Source organism: Yersinia rohdei ATCC 43380, from assembly GCF_000173775.1.
GTDB classification, from domain to species: domain Bacteria; phylum Pseudomonadota; class Gammaproteobacteria; order Enterobacterales; family Enterobacteriaceae; genus Yersinia; species Yersinia rohdei.
On the sequence record NZ_ACCD01000017.1, the window covers coordinates 41,875 to 60,582 of the forward strand.

Below are 18,708 nucleotides of genomic sequence, written 5' to 3' on the forward strand. Positions count from 1 at the left end.
CATGTCGGAGTTACCTATTTTATTGCCCGGAAAACTCCAACGTAATCCCGTCCTCTTCGTCCCAACCCAACGTCAGCGAGGTGGTGCGCTGTTGTTCAGACAGACGGCTTAGCAGTTGCTGGCTGAGCACCGGTAAAATTTGTTGGTTCAGCAGGCTGTCGATGTTGCGCGCGCCGGTGTCCGGCAGCAGGCAGGCGGCGACTAAAGTGTCGTACAGGCTTTCTTCGATGGTGCAGTGCAGGCCGTAATGTTTGTTCAGGCGTTTGGCGACCTGAGCCAGTTTCATTTCGACGATAATGCGCAGTGCAGGCGCATCCAACGGGCGGTAAATCAGCGTCTGGAAACGGGCCAGTAGTGCCGGTTGGAAGTGGTCGCGCAGGACGGGGCGCAGCAGTTCGTGTAAATCGCTGTGGCTGGCGTCCGGTTGTTCTTCCAGCAGCTGCATCAGCAGGTCACTGCCCAGATTGGCGGTCATCAGGATAACTGTGTTGCGAAAATCAATTTCGCGCCCTTCACCGTCGCGCATCATGCCGCGATCAAATACCTGATAGAACAGGTTGATGACATCCGCATGCGCTTTTTCCACTTCATCGAGCAGCACCACACTGTACGGGCGTTTGCGTACCGCTTCAGTCAGAATGCCGCCCTGACCGTAACCGACATACCCCGGTGGAGAACCTTTGAGCTGGGAAACGGTGTGCGCTTCCTGATATTCAGACATATTAATGGTGATCAGCGATTTTTCGCCGCCGAACAGGGTGTCTGCCAATGCCAACGCGGTCTCGGTTTTCCCCACCCCGCTCGGGCCGACCAGCAGGAACACGCCCAGTGGGCCATTTTCTGGTGTCAGGCCAGTTTTGGCCGCCCGCAGCCGTTGCGCCATGTCAAGCAGCGCCACCTCCTGCCCCACCACGCGGGTGGCGAGATGACGTTCTAACTGCAATAAATCGGTCTGTTCGTCTTTCAACAAGCTACTCAACGGGACACCCGTCCAGTCGGCAATCACGGTGGCGACGGTGCGGACATCAACATCCAGCGACAATAGCGGCGTATTGCCCTGAATCTGGCTTAATTCTGCCTGCAATGCCGCCAGACGGGCTACGTCGGCAATATCCTGACGGGCTTCAATAATAAGGGCGGTAAGCCGCTTTTCTGCTTCATATTGCTGTTCAAGCTGTTGTTGTTCAACCATCAGCTCGGTGCGGCGTTTTTCAATGTCGGGCAGGCGCGTTGAACCGACGTTCGGCAGCAGCAGTAAGTCCTGTTCGATGGCCTGTTGTTCCATGGCCAGGGCCGCCAGTTCGGCATTGATCTCCATCAGCGCTTCCGGCAGGGTATCGATACTCATGCGCACGCGCGCACCGGCTGTGTCGAGCAGGTCAACAGCTTTGTCCGGCAACTGCCGACCGGTCAAAAAACGGCGCGACAGGGTGACAGCGGCAGTAATGGCGGAATCCAGCATATGCACGCCGTGGTGCTGTGCATAGCGGCCTTTTAAGCCGCGCAACATCAGGCAAGCTTTGCCGTCGTCCGGTTCGTCCACTTTCACCATCTGGAAGCGGCGCTCCAGTGCGGCATCACGTTCGAAATACTGTTTGTATTCCGACCAGGTGGTGGCCGCGATGGTGCGCAGTTCGCCACGTGCCAGTGCCGGTTTCAGCAGGTTGGCGGCATCCGCGCCGCCAGCCTGATTACCGGCCCCGATAATGGTGTGGGCTTCGTCGATAAACAGCAGCACCGGCGTCGGCGATTGCTGCACCGCAGTGATAACATTTTTCAGGCGTTGCTCGAACTCGCCTTTGACACCGGCCCCCGCTTGCAACAGGCCCAAATCCAGGGTGCGCAGGCTGACGGTTTTCAGACTCTCGGGGACGTTACCTTCGGCAATGCGCAGCGCCAGCCCTTCCACCAGTGCGGTTTTACCTACCCCCGGTTCACCGACTAAAATCGGGTTGTTTTTACGCCGCCGCGACAAGATGTCAATCATCTGGCGGATCTCGGTGTCGCGGCCAAAAATCGGGTCAATCTGCCCGGTTTTCGCTTTGGCGGTGACATCAAGGGTGAATTTATCCAGCGCCGCTTGCAGCGCGTCATTGAGTTGCGGCTGACCACTGGCAGAGGGTGTGGTCGCTGCCTCATCGCTCAGCGTGACCGGGCCGTCTGCCAGTGCCGCGGATTGTTGTACTTCAGGGCGTTCGTCAGATTGGTTGTCCAGTAGCGGTAGCAGCCGGTGTAACTGGGTGACACTCAGGCTGAGCAACGGCCATCCTGCTTCTGCGGCCAGTAATGATGGCGAATTTATCAGCGCAGATAAGAGATGGGCAGAGCGCACCGCATCGGCATTTTCCTGTAACGAGGCATCCAGCCAGGCACTTTTGATCAGTTGTTGCAGCGGCGCTGACAGCTGGGGTTTGCCCTGCACCGTGCGCGGCAAGGTATCCAGATGGGCCAGCAATCCCTGCCACAAGCTGTCCATGTCCCACTCATAGCGCCGGGCAATGACAGTGATATCGCCTTCACCTTGTTCCAGAAGTTTCAACAACCAGTGTTCGATAGTGATCTCGGCATGGGCACGGGTCTGACATAAGGTAGCTGCCCCTGCCAATGCCTGCGCACAGTAAGGATTTAATCGACGTAATAAGTGTGCTGAATGCGTTGTCATAAGGTCTTCCTTGTTTGCGAAATCTGATAAGCCCGTTTTAAGAACGCTACCGCCCCTAGCCATCAACCGAGGCCCATAAGGTCATCTGATAAATTGTCAGTGTGTTTAGCGCAATACCGCTAAGCCGATACTCAGCTAAAAACACCAAAAAGCAGACGGCGAACCGCCTGCTTGTAATGATTACCCTCAATAATTCGTGTTGCAGGCAGGCGGCAAGTGAACGAGCCCCTGGGAGCATAGATAACTATGTGACCAGGGTGAGCGAACGTCGCCAACGCACCTGCGGCGCGAAGAATAACGGGTAACTAGGCGGTGGTGCGTTCGTTCCAAGAATCGGAATGAATGATGTTGCCGTCGTTATAAGTCCAGGTGATTTTTTCGTAACGCAATTCAATCGCTTCCAGGTGATTGTGTTTCTCTTTGGCCGGATCTTTGATGTCATGCATCTTCGGCGCCACTTTCACCAGTTTCACGTTTTCCAGTTTGGTGTTGAAATACTCCACTTCCTGGCCAGCATCGTTAATGCGATACCATTTGAATTCCGCCGATTTCAACGTTTGACCGGTGGTCACTGCCTTATACAAATACGGGCTGGACGAGTCGATTTCTTTGGTGAACAGGAACGGGGTATGAATACGGGTACCGGTCAGCTTGCCGGTGTTGTTGTCAGTCGGGATATACAGGTTATGTTCCTGCGCCACTATCTCGATGCTGCCTTCGCGATCTTTAACGTCTACGGAACCTTTAATGTCCGCACCGCCGTCGTCTTTCAGCCACAGATATACTGGAATTGCCATGGTTTACTTCTCCATTTCTTGAGTTGATACGTCACTTTCATCCTGTGACGCTGTTTTTACGCCTGGCAGGCGACAGGCATCGGCCTGCGGCACCAGACTAATTTCGACACGGCGGTTGAGCGCACGGCCCGTTTCCGTATCGTTAGGTTTTAGAGGACGACTCTGGCCATAGCCCTGTACGGCAAAACAGCTTTCCGGAATATCCCCGGTATCGCGCATCCAATTGCGTACTGATTCCGCCCGCTTAAGTGACAAAATCTGGTTAGATTTACTCTCCCCGGTAATATCAGTGTGACCCGCCACCACGATCAGCCAGCCCGGTTTGGCCTTAATCCCGACCAGCGCATTGATAAGCACTTTGGTGGAGCCGGATTTGAGCGTGGACTGCCCCACATCAAAGAGCGACAGGCTATCCAGACGGAGAGTTTTAGGCCCTTGAACAATGCGATTAATCACCGGGGGAGGCGGTGGAGGAGGTGTCCAACTATTGATAGCAATATCAAGCGGAGCCCTAAGCCGCAGCCCTTGATACAGGCCCAAAGACAGACGCATAGGGGCACCACTACGGAGCCAGTCATCCAGCAGCTGTGCATCCGCACGCAGTTGCTGCTGAGCTAAAGTTTTAGGGGCAGGAGGCGTACCAGTGAGCCTTTGATACAACGACAAATGATCACCAACACTTTGAACCAAACGTTGGTTATTGATAAAAGAGGCCAGCAGGGCAAACAGTAAAAAGACACCGCACAACGCGCCCGCCATCAGCCCGCTCTGCATCAAGCGAGAGACGCCGCGACGACGAGGCAAATAAGGCAGTAGTACGTCGGGCAACGGCAGATTATCTTGCGCCAGAGTCATCTCCGGCGTTAGCGTAGTTATCCCGCGAATGTATGTCTGCCACAAATTATCCTGACGCCCTGCCACTGGGGTAAAGCAGCACCCCCATACACAAGGAGTCAGCGCAGGGACATCCCCTTGCCGCTGAGTCAGGATGTTCAGTACATGTTCATCAAGCCAAAGTAGAAGGCTTTCCATCCAGAATACAGAGCTCAACTTTTCCTGACCGTTGCGGGACTCTGGATGTTGGCTCCATTCAACCAGCGGCACAGTACCGGCTCCGGCCTCCTGTACCTGAATGCCTTTCAGCCCAGGAGTGACTGTATACCAGCGTTCGGCCGGCACAGATGAAGCCGCAAGCGGTGAAATCCAGGTACTTAGCCAGACCGGAGGGATCCCCGCCAGCCATCCTTTGCACTGCACGATGGCCCGTTGCCAGCTGCGCAGCGATTGTGAAAAATCATCCCTATCCTGATGCTGCTCCGGCACTATGGCCAATAACACCGAGATCTGGGCAATCAGTGCCGGGCGTTCTGCGGCCAGATGTTGTGCGAGTATCGGTAGCTGCTCTGGCATTTTTACGGCCAGATACCAACCCTGATGGGTTTCACGAAAGGACGTAGAGGCGGGAAATAAAACGTGGCTATCACCACAAACCAACACCACCGCGCCCTGAAAATCTTCAGGTGGCAGCGTTGAATCTGCAATGGACTCGTAAACCACTTTATTGCGGTTGTGCTTGTGCCACTGAAAATAACCGACCGCACCGCTGAGAATAATAACCAGCATGCTTAGTGCTACACGGCTACCCGTTCCCAGCGGCCAAAAACCCAAAATAAGCCACAGTGCCAGGCAGGTTCCCAGCAGCAACAAGAGTAACGGTGTTAATCCACGCATCCGTTAGTGCATCCCTGTCAATTGAGACACCATGTGCGTCAGTCGGGTGGACAACGTGAACCACAGCCCCACCAGTATGACGACGCCCGCCCCCCACGAGAACCAATAGGTTTTGCGTCCGGAGCGCAGGCGCAATGAGCGCGAAACCACCGGCGTATCCTGTGAGGAGGCAAACGGCGGTACCAGCAAACTCAGCTTGCGCACCACATCTTCCCGGCGCTCGTCGCCTTGTTCACGGTAGCGACCGGCAAACCCCAGGGTCAACGCGCGGTAAAAACAGGTCAATACCGCCGTATCCGGTGCCGGTTCCTGCAATACAGTACGGATCCGCTCCCACAGCTCTTCACCCGCATTCAAGGTATTGAAGTAACGGGCTTGAAGCGGGTCTTTCAGCCATTTCATATAACCGCTGTCTTGCTTCTGGCGGTTTAGGACACTTTCATCCAGTAACGCGCACTGGGTGTACAGCATATGGTCACAGCTGATTTCGCTGAAGCCAGCGTGGGACAGCGCCGTGCGCGCGCCGTCAATCCACTCACAGGCTCGACGGTACAACGCTTCCCCGTCTTCAATTTCCTGACCATTACGTAACTGGCTGACCATCAGCCAACAGGGGTAAAAAACCGTATCAACAACCGACGTATTTATTTTGCTCATGAGCGCAGCACCGCAAACAGTTCAAGTTTGACATCGCCCAGTGAACCTGGGGTGTAGAAAGCACAGTTACCCGCATCCAGCATGGCTTGCGCCGCGGGCCCCTTGAGGTCAAGGGCAAAATACTGATTCTCCAGACGTAGCGGGATAGCGGCGGGCACATGAGATAGCGGTTTCATCGCCACACCGTTGAGTGCCACATTGACCACATCTGACACATCCTCAACGCTGCCCGCCTTACATAACAACGGGAACTGGGTTTGCAACAGATGGTTGGGGATAGAAGATCGGACAGAGAGATAGAAATCAGCCCCTTCACGCAGGCGGGCGTCATGCAATGAACCTGTCCAGAACTGGCCCTCGTGAGCCAATTCAATCGCCACCATACGCGATGGCAGACTGGCTTCGAGCAGGGCATCAAGTAAGCTAAACAGTGGCGGGAAAACCCGCTCTGGCGCGTCATGCTGATAAAGCGGAATATCTTCGGCTTTATGCTCAAGGGAAAAGGTCAGCAGGCTACCGGCGAGGCGGGCCAGTTCACGATAGAACAGTTCAGGATGGCGGGAAGGCGTCTGATACAGTTCCATCAATACCGGTTCAGCACTGTTTAGCGCATTCAGCAACCAAAATAGCGACACATCGGCCACGGCGAAATCCGCCATCCGCTCGTTGCTCTCACGCCGCATTCCCATCAAACGGCGTCGACGTGCCTGTAGGCGATGGATTAAATCGCCCAGTTCGGTCAATACCGTCTGACTTGCCGCCAGTGACAGCATCGGGGGAATAAAACTCTCATCCTGTATCCACTGCCCCTGCGCATTGCGAATCAACCGCACCACTGGACAAGTCAGATAGGCACTGTTTTCCTGATGAGCAAAACGCAACGTGACGGCGTGGCGCATGATTGCCAGTTCGGTGCGCTCATGGCCGGCAAGTTCTTGTACCGTAACCCATTCCTGCTGCCAACGGCGAGGGCGCGCGCTGTCCTGCCCATCATCCAGATTGCCACCGTTGGCAGAAAGCAAGGGTAATGCCAACACGACGTCTACGGCGTCGCGGTCTGTCACGGTGGACAAATCACACGCGGGGGGCAGATTATCCGCCCGTACAGAATCAATTAGCGTGCCATCAGGAAAGCGAACCACCAGCCGCAGAGCATTCAGCCGAGAAAGCGCCAACGATCCACTGTCAAATGCCGCATCAATGACACCCCATGGGGATGCCAGTGTCATATGTGCCACGCTGTCTGCCACATAGGCATCCCAACGGGCCTGCTGCTGGAATTGTTGTGGGGCCAAAAAGGCCCCGTCGTTCCATAACGGACGATAAATTTTCATCGTGTCTCCGTTATGCCTTAGCCTTCGGCATCTGAGAAACCAATGACAGATTCACGTCCATGCCTTCCACCTGGAAGTGCGGTACCGCATACAATTTCACACGGAAGAAGCCGGGGTTATCTTCGATATCTTCCACTGTGACTTTCGCATCACGCAATGGATGAGACGCCTGCAGGTCGTCGCCCGGATCGGTCATTTCAGTCACCAGCCCACTGATCCAGTTGTTCAGCTCCAGCTCCAACAGACGGCGGTCTTTAGTGGTGCCGATATTCTCGCGCTGAATCAATTTCAGATAATGCGCAATACGCGACAGCAAGAAAATGTACGGCAGGCGGGCGTTAATACGGCTGTTGGCGGTGGCGGCAGCGGTCTCATACAATGCCGGTTTCTGCGCCGAGTTGGCCGAGAAGAAGCAGGAGTAATCACGGTTTTTGTAGTACGACAGTGGGATAAAGCCCAGGTTGGCAAACTCAAACTCGCGCGTTTCTGGGATCATTACTTCTGAAGGGATTTTGACCTGATTACCGGTACCCAAGTCATACAGGTGAATAGGTAAATCGGTGACTGCACCGCCCGCTTGTGGGCCACGAATTTGTACGCACCAGCCATTTTTAATGAAGCTTTTCACCATGTTGGCAGCAAATGAGAATGATGCATTCGCCCACAGGTATTTTTCGTGATCCGGGCCTTTCACTTCTTCGACATAGTTAAAACTGCGCACCGGCACGGTATCCGGGCCATAAGGCAAGCGCCCTAATACGCGCGGCATGGTCAGGCCGATATAGCGCGCATCGTCGGAGTCACGGAAGGATTTCCACTTAATGTATTCCGCGCGGTCAAAATAGTTGCCAATGTCTTTGATGGCGGCCACTTCTTCCATCGAATCTTTAAGGAAGAATTTCGGGCCAACGGCGCCGATGAAAGGCATGTGCGCCGCGGCAGACACCTTAGAAATATTGCGCAGCAGAGCAATATCTTGTGGGCCAGAATCGAATTCATAGTTGGAGATGACCGAACCAATCGGCTCACCGCCCGGTGTGTCATATTCCTGAATATAGGTATGGCGATACAGGCCGCTTTGTACAATTTCCGGACAGTCTTCAAAGTCCTGACGCAAATCTTCTTTGGAGACGTCCAACAGTTCGATTTTGACATTCTGACGGAAATCAGTGCGGTCAATCAGGAACTTAAGGCCACGCCAGCCAGATTCTACGCGCTGGAAATCTGGGTGGTGCATCACCGCATCCAACTGGCGACTGATTTGGTCATCTAGCGCCGCAATGTGGCCATCCAGCAGAGTTTTATCCAGCTTTTCCACTTTTTTAGACGATTGCTTCAGCAGGTCTAAAAAGACGCTAACCGCAGCGGTCACGCGCTCATCGGTGGTCGCTTCTGCCAGGGCATCGTTGTTCTGAAAGGCATCAAGGCCGGTCAGGGAGGATACCGGGCTAAGGTTAATTTTTTCAAATAGTGAGGCATAAACCCCCTGAGCCACAGGGTTATTATCTAATAGGGTCGTCGCACTACCCTGCGCAGTATTTTCCTGTACAGACATCAGCATGTTCCTTTTCTTCTTTCCGTTTACAAGCGGCTAATTCAGTGATTAACAGTCTTTCGGGGCCAGAGCCGCCAATTCCGCACGCAGTTCATCGCTCAGCGCATCGTCTTTGAGGATATTTTCCAGCTCACGGCGGAAGGTGGCGTTGTCCAGCAGATTGGATTTGAGGTCACGCAGCAGGTTGCGCATCGCCAATAAGGCACGCAGTTGCGGGATTTGACGGGCGACGCTTTCCGGCTCGAAATCTTTCATATCACGGAAGGTCAGAGACACGGCGGTGTCGGTATTATCCGCAGCCAAAGTATCTGACACGGTTAATTTCAGGCTCGGCTGGAACTCGGCCAGTACACTGTTAAAATTATTCTTGTTGATATTAAGTTTTTCGCGCTCAGACAGTGGGCGTTGTTCCTGGCCATTGCTGTAATCCCCCATGACTAACAGTTTCAGAGGAAGCTCCATTTTCTTCTGGGCTCCGCCTGTATGGAGGTCTAATTTAATATTAACGCGCGCCTTGGGTATTTCATTTTGGAAGCTTGAAGAGGACATCGACTTTCCTTGTTAGGGGAAGGGGATTTAGGAAATCCATTCCTGATGATATGTGTAAAATAATCTACGTCGCCTAACTAAACATCCGTAACCTACCGATAAAACAGGTGGATTAAATAATAAAAATTGTTCGCAGAAAATATTATCCATTCATCTGATGGCATTAAACTGTCTCTGAAAGGTATTTTTAATACACATGAACAACTCAAGTAAATACCTGACAGGCGGCAGTGTAGAAACATTAGCTTTATAACACCAATGAGTTAAATGTTACCAAATGTAACTGTAAATTTTCATTACAATGATGATATATAAGAAGTTTCCTACACACCGTTTCATAAATGAATGTTAAGAGCGTGTTATTGATGAGTTTAATGAAAATCATAAAAACCAAATTAGGACTCTTCCTTAATAATTGAAGGAATATTCCTACACGACTTCCGTTATAAAAGTGTGACTCAAATCAAATATATTTTTATGAAAAAACAGGATGCACTACCATACCTATTATGATAATGAATCAGTTGACCATTGATAACCCAAACATGATTTACCCATCAGAAAATTATTGAACAACCCTGTCAACTCAGATATTGATTTTAGTACCCTTTCCTTACTAATAAACGCGTCGGTTAATATCTTATAAATAACCCGCTGAGGCACTGAGGTAATACCGGAGATAATTGTGTTGTAATGTGAGAAGTTACCGGGAGCGGCACGAACTAAATAATGCGTTTGATGAGGCTGATAATTGCAGGACTAAGTACTAAAGTAGGATATTAAGCTGCAACTCACCCAATAAATCGAGGCCAATAACCTTATAATTATCAGCCTCGGAGTGAGGTGCAGCTTTAGCCTTCGTTAACGGTTGAGTTTGATTGGCGAAGTTTACGTATCACCCGCAAGATAGGCGGCAGAAGCAATACCACAACGGCCAGTATGAGTAAGCTTTTGGCAATGGGGCTAGACCACAGAATATCGTAGTTTCCATTGCTAATGGACAGCGCGCGACGCAAGTTTTGCTCCAACATTTCGCCCAAAACAAAACCTAAAATCAACGGGGACATTGGGAAATTCATTTTTCTAAGCAGATAGCCAAAGACCCCTAATCCGACCATTAACATCAGGTCGAAAGTGGTGCTGTGCACCGCATAGACCCCTACCGCAGAGACTGCCGCAATAGCGGGGACAAGAAACCATAGCGGAATCGTTAGCATGCGAGTGAAGAAGCCGACCAGAGGCAAGTTCATCAGCAGCAATATCACATTAGCTATCAATAAAGAGGCAATTAGCCCCCAGACGATATCCGGTTGCTCGGTGAACATTGCCGGCCCCGGCGTGATATTATAGAGGGTCAATGCCCCCATCATTACCGCCGTGGTGCCAGACCCAGGGACGCCCAGAGTCAGCATCGGAATAAAAGATCCACAAGCAGAGGCATTATTTGCCGCCTCAGGAGCTGCAACACCACGAATATCCCCTTTACCAAAGCTATCACTGTTGCCACTGATGCGCTTTTCGGTCATGTAGGTCAATGCGCTGGCAATGGTGGCCCCCGCTCCCGGCAGAATCCCGACAAAGAAACCAATCACAGAAGAGCGCAATGTTGGCCCGACACACTCTGCGGCTTCTTTACGGTTGAACATCAATCGGCCGGTTTTACGCACCAGTTTCTGTCCGGTGCTGGTGCTTTCTAGCATCAGCAAGATTTCACTGACCGAAAATAACCCAATCACTACCACGATAAATTGGATCCCATCGGACAGATGAACACTATCAAATGTGAAGCGATAAACACCGGTATTTGCATCCACGCCGACCGTGGCCAGCCCCAATCCGATTAAGGCCGCTAACAATGATTTTAAGGGGTTTTGGCTCATCATGCTGCCAAGACAGGCGATGGCGAAAACCATTAATGCGAAATACTCCGATGGGCCGAAGGCCAGTGACCACTGCGCCAGTAGCGGTGCAAACAGAATAATCCCACCAATTGCCAGTATTGAACCAACAAATGAGCTAACCGCTGAAATAGATAGCGCTACACCGGCACGGCCTTGTTGCGCCATCGGGTAACCATCGAGGGCGGTCATGATGGCCGCGGCATCGCCGGGCACATTAAGTAATATGGATGAAATACGCCCACCATATTCACAACCGATATAAACCGTGGCCAGCAAGATAAGAGCAGACTCTGCCGGCAGTTTGAGGGCGAAAGCGAGTGGCAGCAAAATAGCCACGCCATTGATCGGCCCCAATCCCGGCAGTAAACCAACAATAGTGCCGATAAAGCAGCCTATTAAGGCAATCATCAGGTTTTGTGGTGTTAATGCCACCTCAAATCCTTGCGATAAATACATCCAAGTGTCCATCACAACCTCATTAGTTCAGCCAAACGCCGAGCGGTAGGGTGACATCAAGTAAATAGTCAAAGGCATAGAACAATGACGCGCCCAGAACGACACCAGACAGCGCCGCAACCCATATTTTCGCCTCAAATAACAATGCAATACTGAATGTGAGTAAGGCTGTCGCCAGTGGAAAACCGAGCGACTCAAACCCCCAGGCATAGAGCACTAATGTCATCACCATCACCAGCAGGCGGTGCAATACTTTGGCGTGCGGCCAGGCAATAACATCAGGTTTACGCAGCAGCAATAGCACCGAGCAAAGTGTCATTAACGATAGAATTGCTATTGGGAAAGGACGCGGGCCTAGCGGCTCGTAACTGTATTCGCTTTGAATTCCCCAGCCAATAAATAGGCCACTGATACAGAGCAGGATCCATATACTGGCAAAAATGCGATCGCTCATGCGCGTTCTCCTTAATTATTTGGCCAGACCGAATGCTTTAGCTTGTTCACGGTATTGTTCGACCTGTTTTTTGACATAAGCATCCAGCTCTTTACCGGTCAGATTGAACTCAAATAAGCCGCGCAATTCACGTTGTTTTTTGAACTCGTCAGTTTGTACCAAAGTATTAAAGGCGTCTGTCCACCATTGATATTCTTCATCACTGACTTTTGGCCCCAGATAGAAACCACGAATAATCGGCCACACTAAATTGAAACCTTGCTCTTTAGCGGTTGGGATACCCGCCAGTTGGCCGGGCAGACGTTGTTCTGAATAAACAGCCAATACCCGTAATTTATCACCCGCCAGATAGGGCACCATTTCACTTAAATCGCCGGATACCGCCTGAATATGATTGCCTAACAACGCGGTAACAGGTTCGCCGCCGCCCTCAAAGGCTACATAGCGCATTTTATGAGGATCTACGCCAACTTCACGCGCCAGTAAGGCTGTTTTCATCCAATCCTGACTACCAATTGAAGCACCAGCGCCGAAGACCACACTGTTAGGATCCTGTTTAAAAGCATTCATCAGGTCTGTAAGGGTTTTATAGGGTGAGTCAGCCCGCACGGCTATCATGCCGTAATCAGTGCCGATAGCCGCCAGCCACTTCACATCGTCAGGGCTATAGCGGCCAAATTTATTTTGTGCCAGATTAAGTAAAGAGCCACCGGAGAAAGCGACTACGGTGCCGAACTCTGCTGGGCGCTGTGCCACAATGGCGTTATAGGCCACCGCCCCCACACCACCCGGCATATAGGTCACCCGCATCGGGCGGTCAATCGCTTTAGTCTCTTGCAGGGAAACCTGAATCAATTTACAAGTGAGGTCAAAGCCGCCTCCAGGTTTAGCTGGGGCAATACATTCCGTTCTGCCAGGTGCATCGATAGCTTGTGCCATTTGTGCCGTCAGCATCAGAACCGAGGCAACTAAAGTGCGGGTAATTATTCTTTTCATTTTTTTCCCTCATTATTTTCTTCTAAATTGTGAGCTTTCCCGCGATTGCGAGGTTGCTGAATTGTTAATAGATTAACCTTTCAGTTACCTTTCAACAGGAATGAAAAAGTACAGGATGTGATATGCGTCTCTTGTTAGTAGAAGATCACCCCGAGTTATCTCACTGGTTGCAGAAAGCATTGACTCATGCGGGCTTCGCTGTGGATGTCATAAATGATGGTCTTGCCGCCGATCATTTGCTGCAAAATGAAAATTACGCACTGGTGGTATTGGATGTGGCGTTGCCGCGCCTGAATGGGTTGGATCTGCTGGCACGATTGCGTAAACGTGGACAGACCCTGCCGGTGTTGTTATTGACCGCCAGAACTGAAGTAGCAGACCGGGTGAAAGGGCTGAATTTGGGGGCTGATGACTATTTGACGAAGCCATTTGAACTGGATGAACTGGAGGCGCGGATACGTGCTTTATTGCGCCGTAGTATCGGTGAAACCGGGCAGGCGGTGGAGTTTGGTGATTTGACCTATCACGACGAAGGCTACTTTCTGTTAGCTGACAAACCATTGGCGCTGACACCGCGGGAATCGGCAGTATTAACCTCACTGATGCATCGCCGGGGTAGACCGGTTGCCAAACAACAACTGTTTGAGCAGGTATTTACCTTATCCGACGATGCTAATCCAGAAAGTATTGAACTGTATGTGCATCGGGTACGTAAAAAACTACAAGGCAGTAATGTGTCTATCCAAACCTTACGCGGTTTAGGTTACAGCCTGGAATGTACCCATGACGCGCTCTAACATTATTTCGCCACGATGGTTTAAAGCCCCGCAATCGCTGTTTCATCAATTACTGCTTTTTTTTGGTGTACCGCTACTGATTTTGGGCGGAATTTCTATTTATACACATTATATCAGCGCCATAAATGCAGCTACGCTTGCTTATGATCGCACCCTATTAGCCTCTGCACGGACGGTGGCGGAGCGTTTGGTTGTTCGTCATGGGCAGCTAGAGGTTGATGTCCCTTATATTGTCCTCGATAGTTTTGAACGTAATATGAATGATCGGCTTTACTATCAGGTAATTACGCCCGAGGGGAAAAGTATCGCTGGCTACAACGATTTACCGCCTTTCCCGCCGAATACACCACGCTCCCTTCTCTACCCCGCACTGGTGCATTTTTATGATGCTGAGTATCAAGGCAAACCAATACGTGTGGCCGCGCTTTATCAGCCGGTTAATGAGTCGGGTGTCATGGGGATGGCAATGATACTGGTGGCCGAAACGCTGTCTTCCCGCCACGACCTAGCGCAGCAAATCATGGTATCGGCTATCTTGACCCAAGGTTCATTGGTGCTATTGGCGCTGGTAATGGCGTATATCTTGCTCAAAGGGATCCTCAAGCCATTACGTAAGCTGTCGAGCCTTATGCTGCGGCGCGATCCCGGTGAACTGACCCCGCTCCCCAAAGTATTGCCCTGGTCAGAAATGGAGCCGCTGTTATTGGCTTTTGATCGCTATATCGAACGATTACGTGAGATCGTGGCGCGTCAGGGCCGCTTTAGTGCCGATGCCTCCCACCAATTGCGCACCCCGCTAACCGTACTGAAAACGCAGGTGGCGGTCGCTCTAACCAGTGAAGATCCTCAACAATGGCGTGAAAGTCTGTTGGCGATGCGCGGGACACTGGATCACACCGTTTCTCTGACTGACCGGCTATTACAGTTATCAAGGATGAAAGTGCATGAACGCAGATTGCAGCCGGTTAATCTCGGCCCATTATTACGAGATGCGTGTTTCGCGCACCTTGCTCAAGCCCGCAGTAAACAGATTGATTTGGGTTATGAGGGGGAATCTGAATGCTGGATCAAAGGGGATGCCTTATTACTGACCGAACTCTGTGACAACTTGCTGGATAACGCATTAAAATACACCCCAAAGCAAGGCGTGGTGACAGTGCGCTTAGTTGTGGGGAGTAATAAAGACCGCTGTTGGTTGGAAATAGAAGACAGTGGTCCCGGTATTGCACAAGATGAAACTGCACAGGCGCTGATGCCATTTCACCGGCTAGATAATGTCGGTGAACAGCAAGGGGCTGGGATAGGGTTAGCATTGGTAAAAGACATTACGACTTACCATAAAACCCACCCAGAGTTATTACACAGTGAGCTCTTAGGTGGTTTATTGGTTCGAATAAGTTTTAGCTTAGACGAATAATGCGACCCAGTATCTCAATTTACCATACGCGGCTAACAGCTGAGAAAATAATCAATTTTTCATAGACTATTAATATATATATAAAATAACTTCACCTGCTATAAAACATATTGCCTACTAATTGCAAACATTTATTCATCTATTTATTTTCCCTAATTTGTAGCTAAATTCCATTTTTTTCCCCTATACTAATTATTGATTTTTTATATTAAGGGAAACCGAATGTTCAATGTTTTTGAATTGACTAAAAAAAATACTAGACATGTCAGCCTGGCTATTTACATTGGTGTTATTGCGGGTATTTTTTCAGCTTTAGTCAAATCTGGTTTTGAAACAATACTGCCACCAAGAACCGCTGAAACCATGCCGCCACCGGTAGTATTGCTTGAAAAACTGGGGGTAAATATTGACCCGATGACTTACCATTGGATGGATTATTCGCTTAATTGGGGTGGTAATGGTGTTCATATTATTTTTTCAATAGTCATCGCTATTATATACTGCGTAATTGCAGAGTATCTTCCCAAAGTAAAAATGTTACACGGGATCATTTTTGGTATCGGTGTTTCTGTATTTGCGCATGGCTTAGTCGTTCCTTTACTCGGGTTATCTGGATGGTTATGGGTTGCAGGCCCAGAAGCATTGATTTCTGAATTTGTTGGCACTGCATTCTGGATTTGGTCAATTGAGGCCATTAGACAAAATCTACGTTATACCTTAACCAAAGGCCCTGATGCCGAACTCTGTTAGTGAAATAAGACCTGTGTTATCTGGCTTTTAGTTTCTTCAAAAACAGATATTTAAGATAGTATGAGTGACTAAATTCCTCTCATTTGAATAGCACTGCTGAAGTATTAAAAGACAGATTAACTGCAAGTGTAATAGCGGCTTTATGTAAACAAAATCATGTTAACAAATAACCGCTATTGCACTTGGTCACTGCGATAGGTAATGAGCTATTTAACCGGCCTTATTGAAGACTGACGAATCACCAATTCCCCCTCCACTTTCATTTTCAACGATAACAGAGGCTGTTGTTGTGTAATTTTCAGCAAGGTGTGCAATGCCAGTTCCCCCATTTCGCCATAGGGTAAATCTACTGAGCTTAATTCAGGAGTGAGTTCTGAGGAGATACTTTGGTTATCATAACCAACTACCGCTATATCATCAGGAATACGTAATCCTTGTGACAAAATCGCCTGATAACACCCCAAGGCGATATAGTCACTGCTACAGAAAATGGCTTCTGGCTGAGGAGTGAGCGCCAGTAACTCCAATGTTTTATTATAAGCTTCTTTCAATGACCAGTTGGTGACTTGGATATAGCGTTCGTCAGGGCAAATATCATGGTTTATTAATGCTTGTCGATAACCGTAAATACGATCATTGGCCGCATCCATCCACAACTCACCCGCCAGGATAGCAATCCGTTTATATCCTTGATCTAATAAATGACTGGTGGCTTTATAAGCACCAATTTTATCTGCGGGTAATATACAAGGGACATCGGGCAGCTCAGGGCTATAACCATTCAACATCACCATTGGAATAGATAAATTGTGGAACATCGGTGTCAGTTGGCGAGTCATACAGGATGCATAAATCACCCCCTGATAACCTCCTCCACTGATTTCCTCTTCCAAAGCAATACAATGTTCGGGTTCATTTTCCTGATCAAAAATAGCCAATAGTTTGTTATGTTGCCAGGCTGCCTGCTGAACCGCACTCACGGCTTCAATAAAGGGATCGTGGTTGATTAATCCATTAATTATTAATGCTATTTTTTCTCTTATTACCGGGCGCTCTACTGCTTTATGGACATAACCCATTTCCTGGGCAATACGCAGCACTTTCTCTCTAGTGTCGTCGGCTAATTTGATACTGTAGGAACCATTCAACACCAATGAAACCGTCGATTGCGAGACTCCCGCCTTAGCCGCAATGTGACTCATGGTAATTTTAGTTTTTTTACTCATATTTTACTCATACTGGCTAAGTTTCATCTCTTTTTATACTAACAGATTTTAGTCAACAGGATTAGGCATCAACTTCTCGCTAAGTTCACCCCTCATGCATTTACTCCATTTATCAGGCTTTCCGTCTATGGTAATTTGTTAAAAGTATAACAAATTGATATTAAACGATTTATATTTATCTGTGAAAATAATTTCGTGAATCAGCTCACTCTTAAAGCATTAGCTCATTGTTATTATTTAACCAGCTAATATATTAGCTAATGAGCTAATAATTTATCGAGCGAGAATAAAAATGAATAAATGGTCTGAAGAAAAGTCATGGGAATGGCATAAAAAACAGGGCTGGTTGTGTGGCTTTAACTACCTACCACGAACCGCAGTTAACTGGACCGAAATGTGGCAACGGGGTACTTTCGATCCCGCCAGCATTGCCCAAGAACTACAATGGGCAGCTGACGCAGGATATAACACGCTACGTACCAATTTACCTTTTGTGGTCTGGCAGCTAGACCGTGACGGATTAATAGCTCGCATTGAACAATTTCTCGATATTTGTCAAGGCGCTGGCATCAAAGTAATGTTGACCCTAATGGATGATTGCGGATTTTCTGGTGACCATCCTTATATTGGGCAACAAAAACAACCGATTCCCGGTTTGCATAATAGCCAAGCCGCCGCCAGCCCAGGTCGTAATATCGTAATGCAACCTTACTTATGGGAGCATGTAGAGCTTTACATCAAAGATATTATTGGTCATTTCGCTCAAGACGAACGGATCGCTATTTGGGATCTTTACAACGAACCCACTAACCGCATGATTTTCACTTTAACAGGTGAAGAAGCCTTTGACTCTGCACTGGAAGAATACAGCCACCAGCTAATGGAGAAAGCATTTACTTGGGCGCGGGAAATTAACCCATCACAACCATTAACTGTAGCTGCCTGGCATATTGCCAATATTCTAGATCTCGATGCACCAATTTATGAGCACCCGACCGATCGCCGAGCACTGGAATTGTCCGACATTATTTCTTTCCACGCCTATGTGCCGCTAGATTTGATGAAAAAAGCGATCGGGATCCTGAAGGAATATCAACGCCCAATGCTGTGTACTGAATGGCTGGCGCGCCACGCAGAATCGAAGGTACAAGACCAATTACCGTTGTTTAAGGCGGAAGGAATTGGTTGCTATCAATGGGGTTTAGTTAAAGGGAAAACACAAACTTATATTCCATGGCCTGAAATAAAACGCAGAGATAATAACTATAGTGAACGCTGGTTCCATGATGTCTTAAATGAAGAAGGCATTGCTTATGATCCAGCAGAAATAGAAATCATAAAAAGGCTAACAAAATAAAAATAGACTGTTCCGTTATGGCTTATAAAACCTATATATTGCCATAGCGGAAATTAGAAAATTCACCTG

15 protein-coding genes are annotated in these 18,708 nt (G+C 49.3%); 4 read left to right on the forward strand and 11 right to left on the reverse strand.

All coding sequences use genetic code 11. From position 1 onward, the window contains the following. Positions 1 to 19 precede the first annotated feature (19 nt). The 10 genes from tssH to YROHD0001_RS06385 form a co-directional block, all read right to left on the reverse strand. Positions 20 to 2,662 (reverse strand): type VI secretion system ATPase TssH, encoded by a 2,643-nt coding sequence (gene tssH, locus YROHD0001_RS06430; RefSeq protein WP_004715324.1) that lies wholly within the window; start codon positions 2,660 to 2,662, stop codon positions 20 to 22. A 305-nt stretch (positions 2,663 to 2,967) separates the two neighbouring features. After that, positions 2,968 to 3,459: an Hcp family type VI secretion system effector gene (locus YROHD0001_RS06425; RefSeq protein ID WP_004715325.1), complete on the reverse strand. Its 492-nt coding sequence runs from the start codon at positions 3,457 to 3,459 to the stop codon at positions 2,968 to 2,970. Positions 3,460 to 3,462: 3 nt separating this feature from the next. Further along, positions 3,463 to 5,190 carry an OmpA family protein gene (locus YROHD0001_RS06420; RefSeq protein WP_004715326.1) on the reverse strand — a complete coding sequence of 576 codons (1,728 nt, stop codon included), beginning with the start codon at positions 5,188 to 5,190 and terminating at the stop codon, positions 3,463 to 3,465. 3 nt (positions 5,191 to 5,193) lie between these two features. Then, on the reverse strand, positions 5,194 to 5,847 hold the full coding sequence (gene tssL / locus YROHD0001_RS06415; RefSeq protein ID WP_071817891.1) for a type VI secretion system protein TssL, short form: 654 nt from the start codon (positions 5,845 to 5,847) through the stop codon (positions 5,194 to 5,196). Next, the gene (gene tssK / locus YROHD0001_RS06410; protein WP_004715328.1) at positions 5,844 to 7,181 is read right to left on the reverse strand and encodes a type VI secretion system baseplate subunit TssK; all 1,338 of its coding nucleotides are present in this window, start codon (positions 7,179 to 7,181) and stop codon (positions 5,844 to 5,846) included. Before tssK ends, tssL begins: the two co-directional genes overlap by 4 nt. Before the next feature lie 10 nt (positions 7,182 to 7,191). Further along, the gene (gene tssC / locus YROHD0001_RS06405) at positions 7,192 to 8,742 is read right to left on the reverse strand and encodes a type VI secretion system contractile sheath large subunit (protein ID WP_004715329.1); all 1,551 of its coding nucleotides are present in this window, start codon (positions 8,740 to 8,742) and stop codon (positions 7,192 to 7,194) included. Between the two features lie 42 nt (positions 8,743 to 8,784). Further along, complete coding sequence (gene tssB, locus YROHD0001_RS06400) at positions 8,785 to 9,285, reverse strand: type VI secretion system contractile sheath small subunit (protein WP_032817180.1); 501 nt, start codon at positions 9,283 to 9,285, stop codon at positions 8,785 to 8,787. 851 nt (positions 9,286 to 10,136) lie between these two features. After that, entirely contained in the window at positions 10,137 to 11,654 is a 1,518-nt protein-coding gene (locus YROHD0001_RS06395) for a tripartite tricarboxylate transporter permease (protein ID WP_032817181.1), read from the reverse strand. Positions 11,655 to 11,664: 10 nt separating this feature from the next. Then, positions 11,665 to 12,096 carry a tripartite tricarboxylate transporter TctB family protein gene (locus YROHD0001_RS06390; protein WP_004715334.1) on the reverse strand — a complete coding sequence of 144 codons (432 nt, stop codon included), beginning with the start codon at positions 12,094 to 12,096 and terminating at the stop codon, positions 11,665 to 11,667. A 15-nt stretch (positions 12,097 to 12,111) separates the two neighbouring features. After that, complete coding sequence (locus tag YROHD0001_RS06385) at positions 12,112 to 13,092, reverse strand: Bug family tripartite tricarboxylate transporter substrate binding protein (protein WP_004715335.1); 981 nt, start codon at positions 13,090 to 13,092, stop codon at positions 12,112 to 12,114. Positions 13,093 to 13,214: 122 nt separating this feature from the next. Between YROHD0001_RS06385 and tctD the strand changes: the two genes are divergently transcribed. The 3 genes from tctD to YROHD0001_RS06370 all read left to right on the forward strand — a co-directional run bounded on the left by tctD (position 13,215) and on the right by YROHD0001_RS06370 (position 16,056). Then, positions 13,215 to 13,889 carry a transcriptional regulator TctD gene (gene tctD, locus YROHD0001_RS06380; RefSeq protein WP_004715336.1) on the forward strand — a complete coding sequence of 225 codons (675 nt, stop codon included), beginning with the start codon at positions 13,215 to 13,217 and terminating at the stop codon, positions 13,887 to 13,889. Then, entirely contained in the window at positions 13,876 to 15,306 is a 1,431-nt protein-coding gene (locus YROHD0001_RS06375) for a sensor histidine kinase (RefSeq protein ID WP_032817182.1), read from the forward strand. Before tctD ends, YROHD0001_RS06375 begins: the two co-directional genes overlap by 14 nt. A gap of 222 nt (positions 15,307 to 15,528) precedes the next feature. Next, positions 15,529 to 16,056: a YagU family protein gene (locus YROHD0001_RS06370; protein ID WP_004715338.1), complete on the forward strand. Its 528-nt coding sequence runs from the start codon at positions 15,529 to 15,531 to the stop codon at positions 16,054 to 16,056. 206 nt (positions 16,057 to 16,262) lie between these two features. On the opposite strand, the gene YROHD0001_RS06365 is transcribed toward YROHD0001_RS06370, so the two are convergent. Then, positions 16,263 to 17,282, reverse strand: coding sequence for a LacI family DNA-binding transcriptional regulator (locus YROHD0001_RS06365; protein WP_004715339.1), 1,020 nt, complete (start codon positions 17,280 to 17,282; stop codon positions 16,263 to 16,265). A gap of 292 nt (positions 17,283 to 17,574) precedes the next feature. Here YROHD0001_RS06365 and YROHD0001_RS06360 point away from each other — a divergent pair, with 292 nt between their 5' ends. Beyond that, positions 17,575 to 18,639: a cellulase family glycosylhydrolase gene (locus tag YROHD0001_RS06360; RefSeq protein ID WP_004715340.1), complete on the forward strand. Its 1,065-nt coding sequence runs from the start codon at positions 17,575 to 17,577 to the stop codon at positions 18,637 to 18,639. Positions 18,640 to 18,708 lie beyond the last annotated feature (69 nt).